Origin of the sequence: Pseudomonas sp. R3-52-08, from assembly GCF_003851745.1 — a bacterium.
Lineage (GTDB): Bacteria > Pseudomonadota > Gammaproteobacteria > Pseudomonadales > Pseudomonadaceae > Aquipseudomonas.
In genome coordinates this window covers 3,778,320-3,796,359 of the sequence record NZ_CP027730.1, presented here as the reverse complement: position 1 = coordinate 3,796,359, position 18,040 = coordinate 3,778,320, and the positions used below count along the sequence as shown (strand labels likewise).

The 18,040-nt window shown below is 64.2% G+C and carries 15 protein-coding genes; 10 read left to right on the top strand and 5 right to left on the bottom strand.

All coding sequences use genetic code 11. From position 1 onward, the window contains the following. Positions 1–58 precede the first annotated feature (58 nt). From C4J91_RS17275 to C4J91_RS17260, 4 genes are all read left to right on the top strand, one after another. Entirely contained in the window at positions 59–727 is a 669-nt protein-coding gene (locus C4J91_RS17275; RefSeq protein WP_124363452.1) for an ABC transporter ATP-binding protein, read from the top strand. Position 728: 1 nt separating this feature from the next. Next, positions 729–3,191 (top strand): FtsX-like permease family protein, encoded by a 2,463-nt coding sequence (locus C4J91_RS17270; protein WP_124363451.1) that lies wholly within the window; start codon positions 729–731, stop codon positions 3,189–3,191. After that, positions 3,181–4,245 (top strand): lipocalin-like domain-containing protein, encoded by a 1,065-nt coding sequence (locus C4J91_RS17265; RefSeq protein ID WP_124363450.1) that lies wholly within the window; start codon positions 3,181–3,183, stop codon positions 4,243–4,245. Before C4J91_RS17270 ends, C4J91_RS17265 begins: the two co-directional genes overlap by 11 nt. Positions 4,246–4,394: 149 nt before the next feature. Then, positions 4,395–5,837 (top strand): hypothetical protein, encoded by a 1,443-nt coding sequence (locus C4J91_RS17260; protein WP_124363449.1) that lies wholly within the window; start codon positions 4,395–4,397, stop codon positions 5,835–5,837. 200 nt (positions 5,838–6,037) lie between these two features. On the opposite strand, the gene C4J91_RS27835 is transcribed toward C4J91_RS17260, so the two are convergent. Continuing rightward, positions 6,038–6,172, bottom strand: a complete 135-nt coding sequence (locus tag C4J91_RS27835) for a hypothetical protein (RefSeq protein ID WP_256681597.1) — start codon at positions 6,170–6,172, stop codon at positions 6,038–6,040. Here C4J91_RS27835 and C4J91_RS17255 point away from each other — a divergent pair. The 6 genes from C4J91_RS17255 to C4J91_RS17230 all read left to right on the top strand — a co-directional run bounded on the left by C4J91_RS17255 (position 6,171) and on the right by C4J91_RS17230 (position 13,298). Continuing rightward, positions 6,171–7,094: a substrate-binding domain-containing protein gene (locus tag C4J91_RS17255; RefSeq protein ID WP_124363448.1), complete on the top strand. Its 924-nt coding sequence runs from the start codon at positions 6,171–6,173 to the stop codon at positions 7,092–7,094. The two genes, C4J91_RS27835 and C4J91_RS17255, sit on opposite strands and share 2 nt — an antisense overlap. A 63-nt stretch (positions 7,095–7,157) precedes the next feature. Beyond that, positions 7,158–8,666: a sugar ABC transporter ATP-binding protein gene (locus C4J91_RS17250; RefSeq protein WP_124363447.1), complete on the top strand. Its 1,509-nt coding sequence runs from the start codon at positions 7,158–7,160 to the stop codon at positions 8,664–8,666. Beyond that, positions 8,632–9,624 carry an ABC transporter permease gene (locus C4J91_RS17245; RefSeq protein WP_124363446.1) on the top strand — a complete coding sequence of 331 codons (993 nt, stop codon included), beginning with the start codon at positions 8,632–8,634 and terminating at the stop codon, positions 9,622–9,624. Before C4J91_RS17250 ends, C4J91_RS17245 begins: the two co-directional genes overlap by 35 nt. Before the next feature lie 26 nt (positions 9,625–9,650). Continuing rightward, entirely contained in the window at positions 9,651–10,730 is a 1,080-nt protein-coding gene (locus C4J91_RS17240) for an alcohol dehydrogenase catalytic domain-containing protein (RefSeq protein WP_124363445.1), read from the top strand. Positions 10,731–10,732: 2 nt separating this feature from the next. Beyond that, positions 10,733–12,265, top strand: coding sequence for an FGGY-family carbohydrate kinase (locus tag C4J91_RS17235; RefSeq protein WP_124363444.1), 1,533 nt, complete (start codon positions 10,733–10,735; stop codon positions 12,263–12,265). 307 nt (positions 12,266–12,572) lie between these two features. Then, on the top strand, positions 12,573–13,298 hold the full coding sequence (locus tag C4J91_RS17230) for an SDR family oxidoreductase (RefSeq protein ID WP_124363443.1): 726 nt from the start codon (positions 12,573–12,575) through the stop codon (positions 13,296–13,298). On the opposite strand, the gene C4J91_RS17225 is transcribed toward C4J91_RS17230, so the two are convergent. The 4 genes from C4J91_RS17225 to C4J91_RS17210 all read right to left on the bottom strand — a co-directional run bounded on the left by C4J91_RS17225 (position 13,295) and on the right by C4J91_RS17210 (position 18,039). Further along, positions 13,295–14,299: a LacI family DNA-binding transcriptional regulator gene (locus C4J91_RS17225; protein ID WP_124363442.1), complete on the bottom strand. Its 1,005-nt coding sequence runs from the start codon at positions 14,297–14,299 to the stop codon at positions 13,295–13,297. The genes C4J91_RS17230 and C4J91_RS17225 overlap by 4 nt on opposite strands. 58 nt (positions 14,300–14,357) lie before the next feature. Beyond that, positions 14,358–15,221, bottom strand: a complete 864-nt coding sequence (locus C4J91_RS17220; protein ID WP_124363441.1) for a LysR family transcriptional regulator — start codon at positions 15,219–15,221, stop codon at positions 14,358–14,360. Between the two features lie 146 nt (positions 15,222–15,367). Then, positions 15,368–16,774 carry an amidase gene (locus tag C4J91_RS17215; RefSeq protein WP_124363440.1) on the bottom strand — a complete coding sequence of 469 codons (1,407 nt, stop codon included), beginning with the start codon at positions 16,772–16,774 and terminating at the stop codon, positions 15,368–15,370. Beyond that, positions 16,771–18,039, bottom strand: a complete 1,269-nt coding sequence (locus C4J91_RS17210; RefSeq protein ID WP_124363439.1) for a Zn-dependent hydrolase — start codon at positions 18,037–18,039, stop codon at positions 16,771–16,773. Before C4J91_RS17210 ends, C4J91_RS17215 begins: the two co-directional genes overlap by 4 nt. Position 18,040 lies beyond the last annotated feature (1 nt).

Genomic DNA, 18,040 nt, shown 5'->3' with positions numbered 1-18,040 from the left:
CGTAGAAAGGCCCCGCAGCCGTTATTCTCGTTTGCAGTCCTTAACCCGAGTGTTGGTGATGTTGCAGGTAGAAGGTGTTGTTAAACATTACGCGACCCCTCAAGGCCCGCTGGCCGTACTGGCAGGCGTCGATCTGCACCTGGGGGCGCGCAGCAGCCTGGCGCTGATGGGCGAGTCGGGCAGTGGCAAAAGCACGTTGCTGCACCTGGTGGCCGGGCTCGACCGCGTGGATGGCGGCAGCATCCTGATCGGCGGCCAGCGCCTCGATCGCCTCAACGAAGGGCAACTGGCCCATTGGCGACGTACCGAAATCGGCCTGGTGTTCCAGCAGTTCAATCTGATCGGCAGTTTGCGCGTCGAGGACAACCTGGCGTTCCAGGCGCGCCTGGCTGGGCGTTTCGATCCGCAGTGGCAGGCGCAGTTGGTGGAGCGCCTGGGGCTGGGCGAGCTGCTCAAGCGTTACCCGGAGCAGCTCTCGGGCGGCCAGCAACAGCGGGTGGCAGTGGGGCGCGCACTGGCGTCGCGCCCCGGCCTGCTATTGGCCGACGAGCCCACCGGCAACCTGGACGAAACCACCAGCGATGAGGTGCTGCAACTGCTGCTCGACCTGCTGCGCGACAGCCCCACCAGCCTGTTGATGGTCACGCACAGCCCGCGTCTCGCCGCGCGCCTGGATCGGCAGGTGGTGCTGCAACACGGCCGCGTCGTGCCGATGGACCCGCGCTGAGATGGCGGTGTTCCATTGGGCGCTGCGGGCGCTGTTGAGCCATTGGCGGCGCCACCCGGTGCAGTTTTTCAGCGTGCTGACCGGCCTGTGGCTGGCCACCGCGTTATTGACCGGGGTGCAGGCCCTCAACAGCCAGGCGCGCGACGGCTACGCGCGCGCCAGCCAGTTAATCGGCGGCGCACCGCAAGCCAGCCTGAGTGCGCCGGACGGTGCCGGCTTCCCGCAGGCGTTGTTCGCCGAACTGCGCCGTGCCGGATGGCCGGTGTCACCGGTGGTGCAGGGGCGGGTAGTGCTCAAAGGGCATGAAGAACAGCGCCTGCAGTTGATGGGCATCGAGCCGGTATCATTGCCCGGCAGCGGCAGCGTAGCGGGGCAGCGCTTGAGCCAGGCACAGATGCTCGCGTTTTTCGAGGCGCCGGGGCGCACCTGGATTGCCGCGCAAACCTTGCAGGCCCTTGGCTTGCGCCCAGGCGAACAACCACTGACGGCTAACGGGCAACGCCTGCCGCCGTTGCAGGTGCAGCCGGACATGGCCCCCGGCATGCTGCTCACCGACATCGGCTTTGCCCAACCCTTGCTCGACATGCACGGGCGGCTGTCGCGCCTGCTCCTGGACAACCGCTTCGCCGCCGGTCATCCCACGCCGCCCGCCGGGCTGCAACTCAAACAGGGCGACGACAATAACCTCTCGCGCCTCACCGAAAGCTTTCACCTGAACCTCGACGCCTTGGGCTTTTTGTCCTTTGTGGTGGGGCTGTTCATCGTGCACGCGGCCATCGGCCTGGCCCTGGAGCAACGCCGGGGCCTGCTGCGCACCCTGCGCGCCTGCGGGGTCAGCGCACGCATGCTGATCCTGAGCCTGGGCGTTGAGCTGGGGTTCCTCGCGTTGCTCGGCGGCGTGCTCGGTGTGGCCAGCGGTTACCTGCTCGCCAGCCTGTTGCTGCCGGATGTCGCGGCCAGCTTGCGCGGCCTGTACGGTGCCGAAGTCGCCGGCCAACTGAGCTTGAGCCCGTGGTGGTGGCTGGCTGGCCTGGGCTTGAGCCTGCTCGGTGCGTTGCTCGCCGGGGCCAGCAGCCTGTGGCGTGCGGCACGCTTGCCGCTGCTGGCGCTGGCCAACGCCCAGGCCTGGCATGAGGCCCATGGGCGTTGGTTGCGGCGCCAGGGCTGGGTGGCGGCCGCGGCCCTGCTCATCGCCTTGCTGGCGCTGGTCTGGGGCAACAGCCTGGCCGCCGGGTTCGTACTGATGGCGGCCTTGCTGCTGGGCGCCGCACTCGGCTTGCCGGTACTGCTCAATGCGCTGTTGAAGGGCGTGCTGGGGCGCAGCCGTTCGGTGCTGGGCCAATGGTTCCTGGCCGATTGCCGCCAGCAACTGCCGGCCTTGAGCCTGGCATTGATGGCGTTGCTGTTGGCCCTGGCGGCGAATATCGGTGCAGGCTCGATGACCTCGGGTTTTCGCAGCACGTTCAACAATTGGCTGGAGCAGCGCCTCACTGCCGAGCTGTACCTCAACCCGCAAAATCCGGCCCAGGCGCAGCACCTGCATGCGTGGCTGGCGCAACAACCGCTGGTGCGGGCGGTGCTGCCCAGCTGGCAGGTCGCGGTGCAGCTGCAAGGCTGGCCGGCGGAGGTGTTTGGCGTGGTCGACGACCCCACCTATCGCCAGCACTGGCCGTTGCTGGAGGCGGCGAGTAAGCCCTGGGACCGCTTGCTGCAGGACGACAGCGTGATGCTCAGCGAGCAATTGGCGCGACGCTTGAACGTACGACTGGGCGACACGGTACAAGTCCCCACGCCCCAGGGCCCATGGGCGCCGACAATCGTCGGGATCTACGCCGATTACGGCAACCCCAAGGGCCATCTGCTGGTCAACGTCAAGCACCTGTTGGCGCATTGGCCGAGCCTGTCACCGGTGCGTTTCAACTTGCGCGTGGCGCCCCAGGACGTGCAGCCGCTGATACGTGAAGTGCAGCGTGAATTCGCCCTGGAAGACAGCCGCATCGTCGATCAACAGCAACTCAAGGGCTGGTCCAGCCAGGTCTTCGAACGCACCTTCGCCGCCACCGCCGCGTTGAACAGCCTGACCCTCGGCGTGGCCGGTGTGGCGTTGTTCATCAGCCTGCTGACCCAGAGTCAGAGCCGCCTCGGCCAACTGGCGCCGCTGTGGGCCCTGGGGGTGACGCGGCGCCAACTGATGCTGCTCAACCTCGGCCAGACCTGGCTGCTGGCGGTACTCACCCTGGTACTGGCGTTGCCGTTGGGGCTGCTGCTGGCGTGGTGCCTGGATGCGGTGATCAACGTGCAAGCCTTTGGCTGGCGCCTGCCGTTGCAGGTGTTCCCGTGGCAGTTGGCGCAATTGATGGGGCTGGCGATGCTTGCCACCTTGCTCGCCTCGGCCTGGCCGTTGTGGCAGCTGTATCGCAGCCGCCCGGCGGATTTGTTGAGGACCTTTGCCCATGAAGATTAAAGCGTTGGGGTGGGCGGTGTTGCTGCTGCTGAGCGCCTGCGACCAGGCGCCGGCGCCCCAGGAGAGCTTTGCCGGTCTGGGCAGCGATGCGGCAGACTTTGTCCAAGTGCTGCCCGGCAAGGTCTTCACCTTCCCCGAAGACCACGGCCCCCATCCGGGCTTTCGCATTGAATGGTGGTACGTCACCGCCAACCTCAAGGACGCCCAAGGCAATGCCTTCGGCGTGCAATGGACGCTGTTTCGCAATGCCGTGAAAGCGGGGCCGACGCAAGCGGGCTGGCGCGACCCCACGATCTGGCTCGGCCATGCCGCTGTCACCTCCGCCACCCGGCACTATGCCGCCGAGCGCTTCGCCCGGGGTGGCGTCGGCCAGGCCGGGGCGCAGGCGCAGCCCTTCAGTGCCTGGATCGACGACTGGACCTTCGCCACCCGCCCTGGCGCCGCCAACCCGTTGGCCGCCATGCAACTCAAGGCCCATGGCGCGCAGTTCGCCTACGACCTGCAGCTGACCTCCAGCCGCCCGCTGGTGCTGCAAGGCGACAACGGCTACAGCCGCAAATCCGACCAGGGCCAGGCGTCCTACTACTACAGCCAGCCGTTCTTCAGCGCTAACGGCAGCCTCAGTATCGACGGGCAGACCTACCAGGTCAGCGGCCCCGCCTGGCTCGACCGCGAATGGAGCAGCCAGCCACTGGCCGCGAACCAGACCGGTTGGGACTGGTTCTCCCTGCACCTGGACCGAGGCGAACACCTGATGCTGTTTCGCGTGCGGCAGAAGGACGGTGGCGGCTACCTCACCGGCACCTGGATCGATGCGCAAGGCCGTACCGAGACCTTGCATAACGCCGATATCCAACTGGCGCCGCTGACCACCACCCAGATCGAGGGGCGCAATATCCCCACGCGCTGGTCGCTGAAAATTCCCGGCAAACACCTGGATATCACTACCGAAGCCGTCAACCCGAAGGCGTGGATGAACCTGGGAATTCCCTATTGGGAAGGGCCGGTGAAGTTCGACGGTGGGGTGGGGTATTTGGAGATGACCGGGTACTAGGATTTTTCATCGGGCTTGCTCCGACATGACCGACAAAAAATTGAGAAAATACTGTACATATAAACAGTATCTTCCTATAGTCCATCCCAGGTGACCGGATGTCACCGCTCACCTGAGCTTCAATTTTTTAACTATGGATGGATAAAAAAATGAAATCGAAAAAAGCCCTTATGCTAAGTGCGGCCGTGATGGCCTCCTGCTTCGTCTCGGCCTTCTCCCTCGCTGATCAAGCGCCTCGGACACTCAGTGCCGAAGCGGTCAAGCAGGCCGCGAACAAAGCGCTCAAGTCCGGCGGCAAGCTGGACGCCTCGCAGGTCTCGCCGCAACTCAAAAAGAAACTGTCGGTGGCCAAGTCCGGCCAATCCAAGGCAGTGACCAAAGCCCTCAAGTCCGCGCCGTTCGACAGCGTGGTCGGTGAGCTGAAGAAACCGGCGCAAAGCGAGTTGAAAAACGCGGCGGTTGCAGCGTTTGAGCCGCTGTTCCCAACCCTGGATATCAACACGCTCTACACCGTCGATGGAGTGCAGGCCGGTAACGAATTTGCCTACCACTTCAACCTGCCGCAAAACGCGCGAGTGCAGGTACAACTGGTCAACCAGAGCGCAGGCGCGGATATGGCGCTGACCCTGTTTCAGGACGACGGCCAGGGCAACCTGAGTGTGGTGGGGACTTCGGATGCCGCGGGCAATGCCGATGAATACCTCAACGGTGTACTGCCGGCCGGTGATTATTACTGGTACATGGTGGCCAATGTCGCCGATAACGCGCAGTTCAGTTTCGGCGTGGCGGTGGACAGCAACGTGGACGCGTTTGAGCCCAACGACAGCGCGCAAACCGCGTTCGTCTTGCCGGACTCGATGAACAAGCTCAGCGGTAACCTCGACAATGCCGGCGACGTCGATTATTTCGACTTCAAGGCGGTCCGTGGCCAAAGCGTGAGCATGTACTTGGCGGGCGACGAGAACGGCAGCCGTGAGCAGTGGATCTTCGATCGCTTCGATGGTGCCAATTGGATCACCGTGCCAGCGGGTTCCACCTCGACCTACCCGAGCGTCGCGCCGGGCACCACGGTGAAGGTGCGGGTGCGGGCCAACCCGGCGGTGGCGCAGGACCCGAGCAAGTATTACCAGTTGAGCCTGGGTTCCACGCCGAGCCTGAAGACGTTTGATGTGAAGGGTGACAACATCGTGCGGGTGCCGGTCAGCGAGGCTCCGCTGGCCACCCAAACCGCGCGGCTGTTGAATTGGTCGACCCAGTGGTCGGACTCCACCGGCGCGCCGCTGCTGGGCGTCACCCCGGTGTTGCGCGTGGACAACCACTTCGTTGACCTGAACTTCCACTGGGTTGACTACCCGGCGACCACCAACAGCGCCGGTGCGTCCACGGCCACGGCCAATATCGGCACCTGCTTCGGTGATTACACCACGGTGATCAACGACAGCAGCACCGGTGTGCCGTACCGGTGGAGAACCACCTACAACGAGGGTGGCTGGCGCATCGAACTGGCCGAGTTCCCCGGCGTGGGCGTCGGCGGTGATAGCAAGCCATACGTCAGCCTGGGGCATATCTGCACCCAGACCATCATCCCTTGACAGCGTGATGTGAAACAGAAGGGGCAGCCTCCAGGGGCTGCCCCTTTTTTTGCTTCGTGTGTATAGATCGTTCCCACGCTCCCGCGTGGGAATGCAGCCCGTGACGCTCTGCGTCACCTGTGCGCGGTAGCCGAAACGTGCAGCGGTTGGCGCGACGCGGAGCGTCGCAGAAGGCATTCCCACGCAGAGCGTGGGAACGATCAGCCCCCTCCCACATTTTGATTGCTGCCGACCAGCAAAGGCTTGCGCAGGTCTGATTTACTTGCTAGCTTCTCGCAAAATGTTAACGATAACATTTGCTCTAAAAATAAAAACAAAACAGAGAACCACGCCATGAAAATGCTCCCGAAAACCCTGTGTTTACTGGCTGCCAGCATCACCCTGGGCAGCGTTTCCTCCGTTTTTGCCGAGGCCGCCAAACCGATCCGCATCGGCGCTTCGTTCCAGGAAATCAACAATCCTTATTTCGTCACCATGAAAAACGCCCTGGAAGAAGCCGGCGCGAGCATCGGTGCGAAGCTGATCATCACCGACGCCCGCCATGACGTGTCCAAGCAAGTCAGCGATGTCGAAGACATGCTGCAAAAAGGCATCGATATCCTGCTGATCAACCCGACCGACTCGGTGGGCGTGCAATCGGCGGTCAAGTCTGCCCATGCCGCCGGTGTGGTCGTGGTGGCGGTAGACGCCCAGGCCGATGGCCCGCTGGATTCCTTCGTCGGCTCGAAAAACTACGACGCCGGTTTCCAGGCCTGCGAATACCTGGCCAAAAATATCGGTGACAAAGGCAACATCGCCATCCTCGACGGCATCGCCGTGGTGCCGATCCTGGAACGTGTGCGCGGTTGCAAGGAGGCGGTGGCCAAGCACCCGCAGATCAAGATTGTCAGCATCCAGAACGGCAAGCAGGAACGTGACCAGGCGCTGACCGTCACCGAAAACATGTTGCAGGCCCAGCCCACCCTCAAGGGCATTTTCAGCGTGAACGACAACGGCTCCCTCGGTGCGCTGTCGGCCATCGAGGCCAGCGGCCTGGATGTGAAGCTGGTCAGCGTCGACGGCGCGCCGGAAGCGATCAAGGCGATCCAGAAACCCGGCAGCAAGTTCATCGCCACCTCGGCCCAATACCCGCGCGACCAGATCCGCCTTGCCCTGGGCATTGCCCTGGCCAGGAAGTGGGGCGCGCAAGTGCCCGCCACGCTGCCGGTGGACATCACCTTGATCGACCAGGCCAAGGCCAAGGACTTCAGCTGGTAAATCGCCCGCGCCCCACGCCCGCCGTGGGGCTCGGGTTGTCCTTCTGAATGCGAGGTCGGTGGTATGAGCAGTCTTCTGAAGCTGGAAAATATCTGTAAGCGTTACCCGGGGGTACAAGCCCTCACGTCCATCAACCTGCAAGTGGAGCGCGGCGAAATCCACGCGTTGCTCGGGGAAAATGGCGCGGGCAAATCCACCCTGATGAAAATCCTCGGCGGCGTCGAGCATCAAGATGAAGGGCAGATCCTGATCGACGGCCAGGCCCGGCAATTCGCGACCTACCGGGACGCGATTGCCGCCGGCATCGGCATCGTGTTCCAGGAGTTCAGCCTGATTCCCTACCTCACGGCCGTGGAAAACATCTTTCTCGGCCATGAGCTGAGCAACCGCTTCGGCCTGTTGCGCAAGCGCGACATGCGTGAGGCCTGCGAAGCGCTGTTCAAGCGCCTGGGTGTGTCGATCAACTTTGATTGCGCGGTCAAGCACCTGAGCGTGGCCGAGCAGCAGTTCGTCGAAATCGCCAAGGCCCTGGCCCTGGACGCGCGCTTGCTGGTGCTCGATGAACCCACCGCGACGCTGACCCCCAGCGAAGCCGAGTTGCTGTTCGAGATCATGCGCGAGCTCAAGCGCCAGGGCGTGGCGGTGATCTTTATCTCGCACCATCTGGAAGAAATTTTCCAGGTGTGCGACCGCATCAGCGTGCTGCGCGACGGCGCTAACGTGGGGGTCACCGATGTGGCCGACAGCGACATCGACCGCTTGGTCGAGATGATGGTCGGCCGCCGCCTGGCCTGCAGTTTCCCGCCCAAACCCACCACCGAGCGCGGGCCTTTGCTGCTAGAGGTGAAGGACATTCAGCTGGTGCGTAATGGCCCGCACAACCGCTTCAACCTGCACCAGGGTGAGATTCTCGGCTTTGCCGGCCTCGTCGGTTCCGGCCGCACCGAGCTGGCCCTGGGCATGATGGGCGCGCTGCCCTCGGTGAGCAAAGACGTTTGGCTGCGCGGCGCAAAGGTCAGCCTCGACGACCCGGCCCAGGCACTTGCCCATGGCATCGGCCTGCTGCCGGAGAGCCGCAAGAGCGAAGGGCTGATCACCGACTTCAGCATTCGCGAAAATATCTCGCTGAATAACCTGCCCAAATACCAGAACGCCACGGGCCTGATCGACAAGGCCAGGGAATGTGCCAGCGTCGAAGCCCTGATGCGCCAGCTATCGATCAAGGCGCCCAGCGCTGAAAGCCGAGTGTTCAACCTCAGCGGCGGCAACCAGCAGAAAGTCGTGATCGCCCGCTGGATCAACCACCACTGCGACGTGCTGGTGTTCGACGAACCCACCCGTGGCATCGATGTAGGGGCCAAGGCGCAGATCTACGCGCTGATGCGCAGCCTGACCGAACAGGGCTACGCGATCATCATGATTTCCTCCGAGCTGCCCGAAGTCATCGGCATGTGCGACCGCGTCGCGGTGTTCCACAAGGGCGCGATCGTCAAGGTGCTGGAAGCGTCCGCCGTCAATCCTCAAGAGGTCATGCGCCATGCAACAGGGGGCTCCAGTGAATACGTCCATTAACCTTGCAGGCAGCGGCCGGTTGCGCCTGAACCTGGCACGGCTGCTGCGCTCGCCGGCGTTTTATCCCTTCGTCGGGCTGGTGGTGGTGACCCTGGTGATGATCCTGGCCAGCGACACCTTTCTCACCGCCAGCAACCTGTCGAACATCGCCCGTCAGGTATCGATCAACGCGATTATCGCGGTGGGCATGACCTGCGTGATTCTCACCGGCGGCATCGATCTGTCGGTGGGGCCGGTGATGGCGTTGTCCGGCACGCTCACGGCCGGCTTGATGGTCGCGGGTGTGCCGCCGGGCCTGGCCATCGGCGCGGGGATGCTGGTGGGGGTGGCGTTCGGCATCGGCAACGGCCTGTTCGTGGCCTACCTGCATATGCCGCCGATCATCGTGACCCTGGCAACCATGGGCATCGCCCGTGGGTTCGGGCTGATGTACACCGACGGCTACCCGATTTCCGGGCTGCCGGAGTGGTTCGCCTTCTTCGGCCGCGCCAGCGTGTGGGGCATCCAGGTGCCGATCCTGATCATGCTGCTCACCTACCTGGCGGCTTATGTGCTGCTGCAGCACACGCGCATCGGTCGCTACATCTACGCCATCGGCGGCAATGAAGAGGCGGTGCGCTTGTCCGGGGTGCGGGCGGCGCGCTTCAAGTTGCTGGTGTACGGCATCAGCGGCCTCACCGCCGCGATTGCCGGGCTGGTGCTGACGTCGCGCTTGATGAGCGGCCAGCCGAATGCCGGCGTGTCGTTCGAGCTGGATGCGATTGCCGCCGTGGTACTGGGCGGGGCATCGATTGCCGGTGGGCGCGGAGTGATCGTCGGCACGCTGCTGGGCGCCATGCTGCTCGGCGTATTGAACAACGGCCTGAACATGCTCGGCGTCTCGCCTTACGTGCAGAGCGTGATCAAGGGCGCAATCATTTTGCTGGCGATCTTTATCAGCCGTCAGCGCCATCGATAAACACTGATCCACATAGGACGAACACCATGGACAAGCACACAGAGATGCAAGCCGTCGTCTGCCACGGCCCGAAAGACTACCGCCTGGAGCGCATCGGCAAACCCCGGGCGCGCGCCAATGAACTGGTGATCCGTATCGCCGCGTGCGGTATCTGCGCCAGCGACTGCAAGTGCCATTCCGGCGCTGCGATGTTCTGGGGTGGCGACAACCCGTGGGTCAAGGCGCCGGTGGTGCCGGGCCACGAGTTTTTCGGCTATGTGGTGGAGGCGGGCGAGGGCGCCGAGGAACACTTCGAAGTGGCGGTGGGGGACAAGGTAATCGCCGAGCAGATCGTGCCGTGTGCCAAGTGCCGTTTCTGCAAGTCGGGCAAGTACTGGATGTGCGAAGTGCACAACATCTTCGGCTTCCAGCGTGAAGTCGCCGAGGGCGGCATGGCGCAGTACATGCGCATTCCCAAGACCGCCATCGTGCACTGGATTCCCGAGTCGGTGTCGCTGGAAGACTCGGCGCTGGTCGAGCCGATGGCCTGCTCGATCCACACGGTCAACCGTGGCGATATTCAGCTCGATGACGTGGTGGTGATTGCCGGCGCCGGTACCCTGGGCCTGTGCATGGTGCAGGTGGCGGCGCTGAAGACGCCGAAGAAACTGGTGGTGATCGACATGGTCGACGAGCGCCTGGCGTTGGCGAAGAAGTTCGGTGCCGATGTGGTGATCAATCCGTCCCGCGACAACGCCCGCGAGATCATCAACGGCCTTACTGATAAATACGGCTGCGACGTGTACATCGAGACCACCGGCGTACCGGCCGGCGTCACCCAGGGCCTGGACCTGATCCGCAAGCTCGGGCGTTTCGTCGAGTTCAGCGTGTTCGGCGCCGAGACCAGCGTGGACTGGTCGATCATCGGCGACCGCAAGGAGCTGGACGTGCGCGGCGCCCACCTCGGCCCGTATTGCTACCCGATCGCCATCGACCTGTTCGAACGCGGCCTGGTCACTTCCCAGGGCATCGTGACCCATGACTTCCCGCTGGATGACTTTGCCGAAGCCTTCGAGCTGGCCAATTCCACGAAGTCGATCAAGGTCTTGTTGAAGCCGGTGCTCTGACCATGGACTACGTGATCGGGGTCGATATCGGAACCCAGAGCACCAAGGCGCTGCTGGTGGATGCCCACGGCACGCTCATCGCCCAGCACAGCCAGGGGTATCGCGTGGATACCCCGAAAGTGCGCTGGGCCGAGCAATGGCCGCAGGTCTGGTTGGCGGCGGTCGAGGCATGCGTGGCGCAGTGCATGGTCAAGGCCGGTGTGGAGAAGGCGCAGGTAAAAGCGCTGTGCATCAGCAGCCTGTATGGCGGTTCGGGGATCGCGGTGGATGCGCAGATCACCCCGTTGCACCCGTGCCTGATCTGGATGGACCGGCGCGCTGGCGAGCAGGTGCAGTGGGTGCGTGAGCACATGGACCTGGAGCGGCTGTTCGCGGTCACCGGGAATTCGGTGGACAGTTACTACGGCTTCACCAAGATGCTCTGGCTCAAGCAGTATCGGCCTGAGGTGTGGGCCAATACGCACTATTTGCTGCCGCCCAACAGCTACATCAACTGGTGCCTGACCGGCGCGCTGGCGGTGGACCACAGCAGCGCCGGCAATATCGGCGGTGTCTATGATGTGGCTGCGCGCAATTGGTCGGGCGAGATGCTCGATGCGCTGGGCATCGCGCAATCGATGATGCCGGAACGGTTGGTGTATTCCGGTGAAGTGGTGGGCGGTCTGCTGGAAGACTGGGCCGCCCGCCTGGGCTTGCAGGCAGGCACGCCGGTGCTCGCCGGTGGCGTGGATGCGGCCATGGCGACCCTGGCCGCAGGCGTCACCCAACCGGGCAACCATGTGGCGATGATCGGCACCAGCATGTGCTGGGGCTACCTCAACCAGCAGGTCGACGCGCACCACGGGTTGGTGAGCATGCCCCATGTCTATAACGGCCATCGCGACCTGTACATCTTCGGGGGCGCGATCACCGCCGGGGCGTCGGTCAGCTGGTTTCGCGAGCAGTTCTGCCAGGCCGAGGAGCAACAGGCCCAGGCCACCGGCCAGGACAGCCTGGCGCTGCTGGAACAGGGCGCGATGACGATCCCGGCGGGCAGCGAGGGCTTGTTGTTCCTGCCGTACCTGATGGGGGAGCGCAGCCCGGTATGGGATGACCGCGCCAGTGGCAGTTTTGTCGGGTTGAACCTGTATCACACGCGCCTGCACCTGTACCGCGCCGTGCTCGAAGGGGTGAGTTTTGCCCTGCGCCACAACATCGAAGCCGGCACCCAGGGCGCGCATTCCCTTGACCCGCGTTTGATCGTGGTGGGCGGTGCGAGCCATTCGGATCTGTGGATGCAGATCATCGCGGATGTGACGCGCTACCCGGTGTACACCCTTGTCCAGGAAGTCGAAGCAGCGCTCGGGGCTGCATTGTTGGCGGCGCATACGGTGGGGATGGTCAGTGATGGGCAGATGGACAAGGGCTGGGTGCAGTTGACGCTGCGCGCACAGCCCAAGCGCGAGAACGTCGTGATCTACGACCAGGGGTTTACCGAATATCTAAAGCTGTACCCAGCCCTGAAACCGATCATGCACAACCTGCAAGCCACCTGAGCCAACACCGCCCAAAAATGTGGGAGGGGGCTTGCTCCCGATAGCGGTGGGTCAGTCACAGCAGCAGTGGCTGACACACCCTCATCGGGAGCAAGCCCCCTCCCACAGGGGATCTTCGTTGTTTTCGGAATTTCATTTATGCAGGCCAGCTTTGCACCTCGGCCCCACCTGATTCAACACCATCCAAATGTGGGAGGGGGCTTGCCCCCGATGGCGGTGGGTCAGTCACAGCTGCATTGGCTGACACGCCCTCATCGGGAGCAAGCCCCCTCCCACAGGGGTTCTTCATTATTTTGGGAATTCATTTATGCAGGCCAGCTTTGACTTCACCCGTCACCGCATCCTCGTCACCGGCGCCAGCAGTGGCATCGGTCGCGAGATCGCCCGGCAGCTCATCCTCAGCGGCGCTGAAGTATTCGCCCTGGGCCGCGATGCTCAAGCCTTGGCCGAACTGGGTTGCCATACCTTGAGCCTGGATATCGCCGACAGCGCGGCCCTCGATAAAGCGTTGCAAGGCCTGCCGCCGCTGCACGGCCTGGTCAACTGCGCCGGCATTTCGCGCCTGGAGCCCGCCGTTTCCGTCAGCGCTGCGGCCTTCGACCAGGTGATGAACGTCAACGCCCGCGCCGCTGCGCAGGTGGCCAGCCGTGTCGCGGCGAGGATGATCGAGGCGAGCATCGCCGGCAGTATCGTCAACGTGTCCAGCCAAGCCTCGCTGGTGGCCCTGGATGATCACCTCGGCTACTGCGCCTCCAAGGCCGCGCTGGATGCGATCACCCGCGTGCAGTGCGCTGAATGGGGCCGCTTCGGCATTCGCGTCAACAGCGTCAACCCCACCGTCACGCTCACGCCGATGGCGACCATGGCCTGGTCGGATCCGGCCAAGCGCGATCCGGCGCTGGCTGCCATTCCCCTCGGCCGTTTTGCGCAAACCGTGGAAGTGGCGTTGCCCGTGCTGTTCCTGCTCAGCGATGCCGCCAGTATGATCAGCGGCGTGAGCCTGCCCATCGATGGCGGCTATACCAGCCGCTAGCCGTTCTCCAGCTGCCCGGCGATAACCACCTTGTCCCGTGGTTTGTGCGGGTCTTGCAGGCGATCGAGCAGCAGGCGCACCGCGCTGCTGCCAGCCAGGGATGCGTCGTGGGCCACACAGGCGATGGGCACACCGAAAATGTCGGCGAAGGGCAGGCGGTCGATGCCGCAGATGGTCAGGCTGTCGTGGGCGATGTTGTGCATGCGCAGCGCACGCAGGGCGCCGAGGGTGATCAACTGGTTGAAACCCATGATCGCGTCCGGCGCCGAGTGCGCGGCGAGGTAGTCGAGGGTGTGCAGGTAAGCCGGCATCAACGTGTAGTCCCCAGCCTGCACTTCGACCTGCACCTGGGGATGTTCGGCGAGCACTTCGCGCAAGCCCTTGAGGCGTTCCACGGTGATGCGCGAGTGCTCGGGGCCGGTCAGCACCAGCAGGCGCTCAAGGTTCGGGGTTTGGCGCAACAGGTACTGCGCGGCCTGGATGCCGCTGTGGTAGTTGTCGAGCACCACGCGGCTGAATGGGCTGTCATGCAGCGTGCGGTCAAGCAGCACCACCGGCGTCTTGCCGTTGCCCAGGCGCTCGAGATAGTCGGGCTGGTAACTCGGCTCATCGGAGACCGGCGACAGGATGATCCCTGCCACGCGATACCCCAGCAGGGTATCGACGGCCTTGCTTTCCAGTTCTTCCAGCTCATCGGTGTCCACCAGCATGATGGTGTAGCCGTGTTTTTTCGCTTCGCGGGAAATCGCCTTGATCATCTCGCTGTAGAACGGGTTGTCCACCGACGCGGTGATCACACCGATGATCAGGCTCTCACTGCGCTTGAGCCCGCGCGCGAAGGCGTTGGGCACGTAGTCGAGCTCGCGCGCCACTTCCAGAATGCGCGCCAGGGTGGCGGGTTTGACCAGGTCAGGTTTGCTCAGCGCCCGGGACACGGTGATGGTGGTCATGCCCACCCGTTTGGCGATGTCGCTGATGGTGACGGACTTTTTCTTGTTCATCGGTAAGGCTGCGAGAGGAAACACCCGCAGGCTAGCATGCGCGCAGGGGCAGGGTGCTTCAAATCAGCGGATCCCAACGTTGTGACCAATCACCTTCGGCCTTGACCACCTCGCGCAGCAACCCCAGCGCCTGCTGCAGCACCGCCGAGTCCCGTGCCCGCGAGTACACCAGGTAAGTCGGAAAACTGAACTCCGGCGCCTTGGCCACGCGCTGCATCACGCCGCTGTCCAGGTAACTCTGCACCACCCGCGTGCGGAAGTACCCGGCGCCGCCGTTCTCGAGGATGTACTGCAACGCCAGCGGCCCCAGGTTGAAACTCACCGCCGCGCGCGCCCGGTCGGGCAGGGCGGCGTCGTGCTGCTGGCGAAAGCCTGGGCCCCAATCGATATACACGTAGGGCTCGGGCTTGCTCGCCAGTTGCACCAGGATCAGTTTTTCTTCCAGCACCTGCTCCACCTGCAAGCCCGGCCAGTACTGCGGCTGGAACACCAGCGCGGCGTCGAGCACCCCCAGTTCCAACTGGCGCAACAGGTACTCGCCTTCACGCACTTCAGTACGCAGCGCGTGCCCCGGTATCCGCTCGCGCAGCGCCTTGGCCCAGCCGAGCATCAACGGGTTGCACAGGCTGACTTCGCCGCCGATATGCAGCACATTGCGATAGCCATCGGGCAACGGCAGGTCACGGCGTGCCGCTTCCCAGGTTTGCAGCAGCTGGTTGGCGTACACCACGAAGGCCTCGCCATCGGCGGTCAGCCTGGCCCCGGCGCGATTGCGCACGAACAGCGTACTGCCCAGCTGGTTTTCCAGGTTTTTCACCCGTGCGGTGATGGCGGTCTGGGTGACGTGCAATTTCTCCGCCGCCGCGGCCAGGCTGCCGCAGCGGGTGATTTCGAGGAAGGTGCGTGCCAGTTCGATGTCCATGAAGCCCCCCGGGAATGAATGGAGGGCATTGTAGTGGAATGCGGTCAAAACTGTGGGAGGGGGCTTGCTCCCGATGGCGGTGGGTCAGCTAGGGATGTAGTGGCTGACACACCGCCATCGGGAGCAAGCCCCCTCCCACATTGGATCTACAGTGTTCTGGTGATTGGGGCTTGCAGATGTTGGGTGGGGAATGCCTTGGCGTACGCCTGGCACACCCTCAACACCTGCTCATCGGCAAACCGCGCGCCCACCACGTGCAACCCCACCGGCAGCCCATTCGCCGCCAGCCCGCACGGCACCGACGCGGCCGGTTGCTGGGTGAGGTTGAAGGGGTAGGTGAACGGCGTCCACTGCGTCCATTCCTCCAGGCCCGAACCCGGCGGGACGGTGTGCCCGGCCTCGAACGCGGTGATCGGCATCATCGGTGACACCAGCACGTCGTAGTGCTCATGGAACGCCGCCATCCGCGCGACCAGCGCGGCGCGGGCTTCCAGGGCCGCATTGAAATCATCCAGGCTCAAGCGCTCGCCCCGTTGCGCAATGCGCGACAGGCCGGGGTCCAGCAGCTGTTTTTGTGCATCGCTCATGCTGCGAGTCAAGCGCGCAGCGCCGGCCGCCCACAAGGTGCTGAACACCTCCAACGGGTCGCTGAAACCGGGGTCGATCTGTTCGACATGGGCGCCCAACTGCACCAGGCCATCGACCGCTGCGGCGACCACCCTGGCCACCTGCGGGTCGACATCCACGTAACCCAAGGTGGGGCTGTAGGCAACGCGCAATCCCTTCAGGTCGTTACCTGGCGTCAGCCACGGCGTGGTCCTCGGCGCACCGATCAGCCCGTCCCGCGCGTCCGGCTGCGCCACGGCCTGCAGCATCAGCACGCTGTCTTCCACGGTGCGCGTCATCGGGCCCAGGTGCGACAGGATCGTCATCGAGCTTGCCGGCCATTGCGGCACATAACCAAAGGTCGGCTTGATGCCAAAGGTGCCGGTGAACGCACAGGGAATCCGGATCGAGCCGCCCGCGTCGCTGCCCTGGTGCAGCACGCCGAGGTTCAGCGCCGCTGCCGCCCCGGCGCCACCGGACGAACCGCCCGCCGTGGTGCGGGTGTCCCAGGGGTTGCGCGTGATGCCGTACAGCGGGTTGTCGGTGACGCCTTTCCAGCCGAACTCCGGGGTGGTGGTCTTGCCCAGCAGCACCGCGCCGGCCTTGCGCATGAAGGCGGTGAAGGGTGCATCGACGTCCCACGGCCCTTCGGCGGACGTGGTGCGCGAACCCTTGCGGGTGGGCATGCCCATCGTCAAGGTCAAATCCTTGATCGAGGCCGGCACGCCATCCAGCGCGCCGCAGGGCTGGCCTTTGAGCCAGCGTTGCTCGGCGGCGCGCGCCGCATTCAACGCACCTTGCGGGTCCACATGGCAGTAGGCATTCACCTGCGGGTTGTAGCGCTCGATACGCAACAGCGCGTCCTCGGTGACCTCCACCGGCGACAAGGTCCTGTCGCGAAAATGCTGCAGCAGTTGCACCGCCGTCAGTTGGCCGATCTCGCTCATGGCTGGGCTCCCTGTGCGGCATTGACCATGGCGCGCAGCAGCACCGCGCAACCCGCCGCCAGGTCATCCGGCGCGGCGTTTTCGATTTCGTTGTGGCTGATGCCGCCTTCACACGGCACAAAGATCATGCCGGCCGGGCCCAGTTCGGCGACGAAGATCGCGTCGTGCCCGGCGCCGCTGACGATATCCATATGGCTCAAGCCCAAGGCCTTCGCGCCGTCGCGCACGGCGTTCACGCAGGTGGGGTTGAAGTCCAGGGGCGGGAAGTCGGCGGTGGGGGTCAGTTCGAACGTCAAGCCGTGCCGGGCGGCGCTGGCTTCGATCACGCCGCGCACTTCGTCGACCATGGCGTGCAACTTGTCCGCATGCAGGTGGCGCAGGTCGAGGGTCATGTGCACCTGGCCGGGAATCACATTGCGTGAGCCGGGGTGCAGGCTCAGGCAACCGACGGTGCCGCAGGCGTGAGGTTGCTGCTGATGGGCTATGCGGTTGACTGCGCTGACCACCTCGGCGGCGCCCACCAGGGCGTCCTTGCGCAGGTGCATCGGCGTCGGCCCGGCATGGGCTTCGACGCCGGTAAGGGTCAGGTCGAACCATTTCTGGCCCAGGCAACCCATCACCACGCCGATGGTGGTGGCCTGGTCCTCCAGCACCGGGCCCTGTTCGATATGCGCCTCGAAATACGCGCCCACCGGATGGCCCAGCACAGGGCGGGAGCCGGCATAACCGATGCGCTGCAATTCTGCGCCCACCGACAGGCCATGTTCGTCCTGTTTGTCGAGGGTGTCCTGCAGGTCGAACTTACCGGCGAATACCCCGGAGCCCATCATGCACGGTGGGAAGCGCGAGCCTTCTTCGTTGGTCCACACCACCACTTCGATGGGTGCTTCGGTTTCGATCTGCAGGTCGTTCAGGGTGCGGATCACTTCCAGGCCGGCCATCACCCCGTAGCAGCCATCGAACTTGCCGCCGGTGGGCTGGGTGTCGATGTGGCTGCCGGTCATCACCGGGGGCAGGGCGGGATTGCGCCCGGCGCGGCGGGCAAAGATATTGCCGATGGCGTCCACAGTCACGCTGCAGCCGGCGGCCTCGCACCACTGCACGAACAGGTCACGGGCCTGGCGGTCCAGGTCGGTCAGGGCCAAGCGGCACACGCCGCCTTTGGCCGTGGCGCCAAGCCGGGCCAGGTCCATCAAGGATTGCCACAGGCGGTCGCGATCGATCAGCGGGGCGTTGCTGGTTAGCGGTTGCGCAAAGCTGTTCATG

Excerpts from the sequence above, each read along its gene's own strand:
- C4J91_RS17225 (WP_124363442.1), bottom strand. The coding sequence starts at position 14,299 with ATGAACAAGAAAAAGTCCGTCACCATCAGCGACATCGCCAAACGGGTG.
- C4J91_RS17270 (WP_124363451.1), top strand. The coding sequence starts at position 729 with ATGGCGGTGTTCCATTGGGCGCTGCGGGCGCTGTTGAGCCATTGGCGG.
- C4J91_RS17230 (WP_124363443.1), top strand. The coding sequence starts at position 12,573 with ATGCAGGCCAGCTTTGACTTCACCCGTCACCGCATCCTCGTCACCGGC.
- C4J91_RS17265 (WP_124363450.1), top strand. The coding sequence starts at position 3,181 with ATGAAGATTAAAGCGTTGGGGTGGGCGGTGTTGCTGCTGCTGAGCGCC.
- C4J91_RS17220 (WP_124363441.1), bottom strand. The coding sequence starts at position 15,221 with ATGGACATCGAACTGGCACGCACCTTCCTCGAAATCACCCGCTGCGGC.
- C4J91_RS17255 (WP_124363448.1), top strand. The coding sequence starts at position 6,171 with ATGAAAATGCTCCCGAAAACCCTGTGTTTACTGGCTGCCAGCATCACC.
- C4J91_RS27835 (WP_256681597.1), bottom strand. The coding sequence starts at position 6,172 with ATGGCGTGGTTCTCTGTTTTGTTTTTATTTTTAGAGCAAATGTTATCG.
- C4J91_RS17260 (WP_124363449.1), top strand. The coding sequence starts at position 4,395 with ATGAAATCGAAAAAAGCCCTTATGCTAAGTGCGGCCGTGATGGCCTCC.
- C4J91_RS17250 (WP_124363447.1), top strand. The coding sequence starts at position 7,158 with ATGAGCAGTCTTCTGAAGCTGGAAAATATCTGTAAGCGTTACCCGGGG.
- C4J91_RS17275 (WP_124363452.1), top strand. The coding sequence starts at position 59 with ATGTTGCAGGTAGAAGGTGTTGTTAAACATTACGCGACCCCTCAAGGC.
- C4J91_RS17210 (WP_124363439.1), bottom strand. The coding sequence starts at position 18,039 with ATGAACAGCTTTGCGCAACCGCTAACCAGCAACGCCCCGCTGATCGAT.
- C4J91_RS17235 (WP_124363444.1), top strand. The coding sequence starts at position 10,733 with ATGGACTACGTGATCGGGGTCGATATCGGAACCCAGAGCACCAAGGCG.
- C4J91_RS17215 (WP_124363440.1), bottom strand. The coding sequence starts at position 16,774 with ATGAGCGAGATCGGCCAACTGACGGCGGTGCAACTGCTGCAGCATTTT.
- C4J91_RS17240 (WP_124363445.1), top strand. The coding sequence starts at position 9,651 with ATGGACAAGCACACAGAGATGCAAGCCGTCGTCTGCCACGGCCCGAAA.
- C4J91_RS17245 (WP_124363446.1), top strand. The coding sequence starts at position 8,632 with ATGCAACAGGGGGCTCCAGTGAATACGTCCATTAACCTTGCAGGCAGC.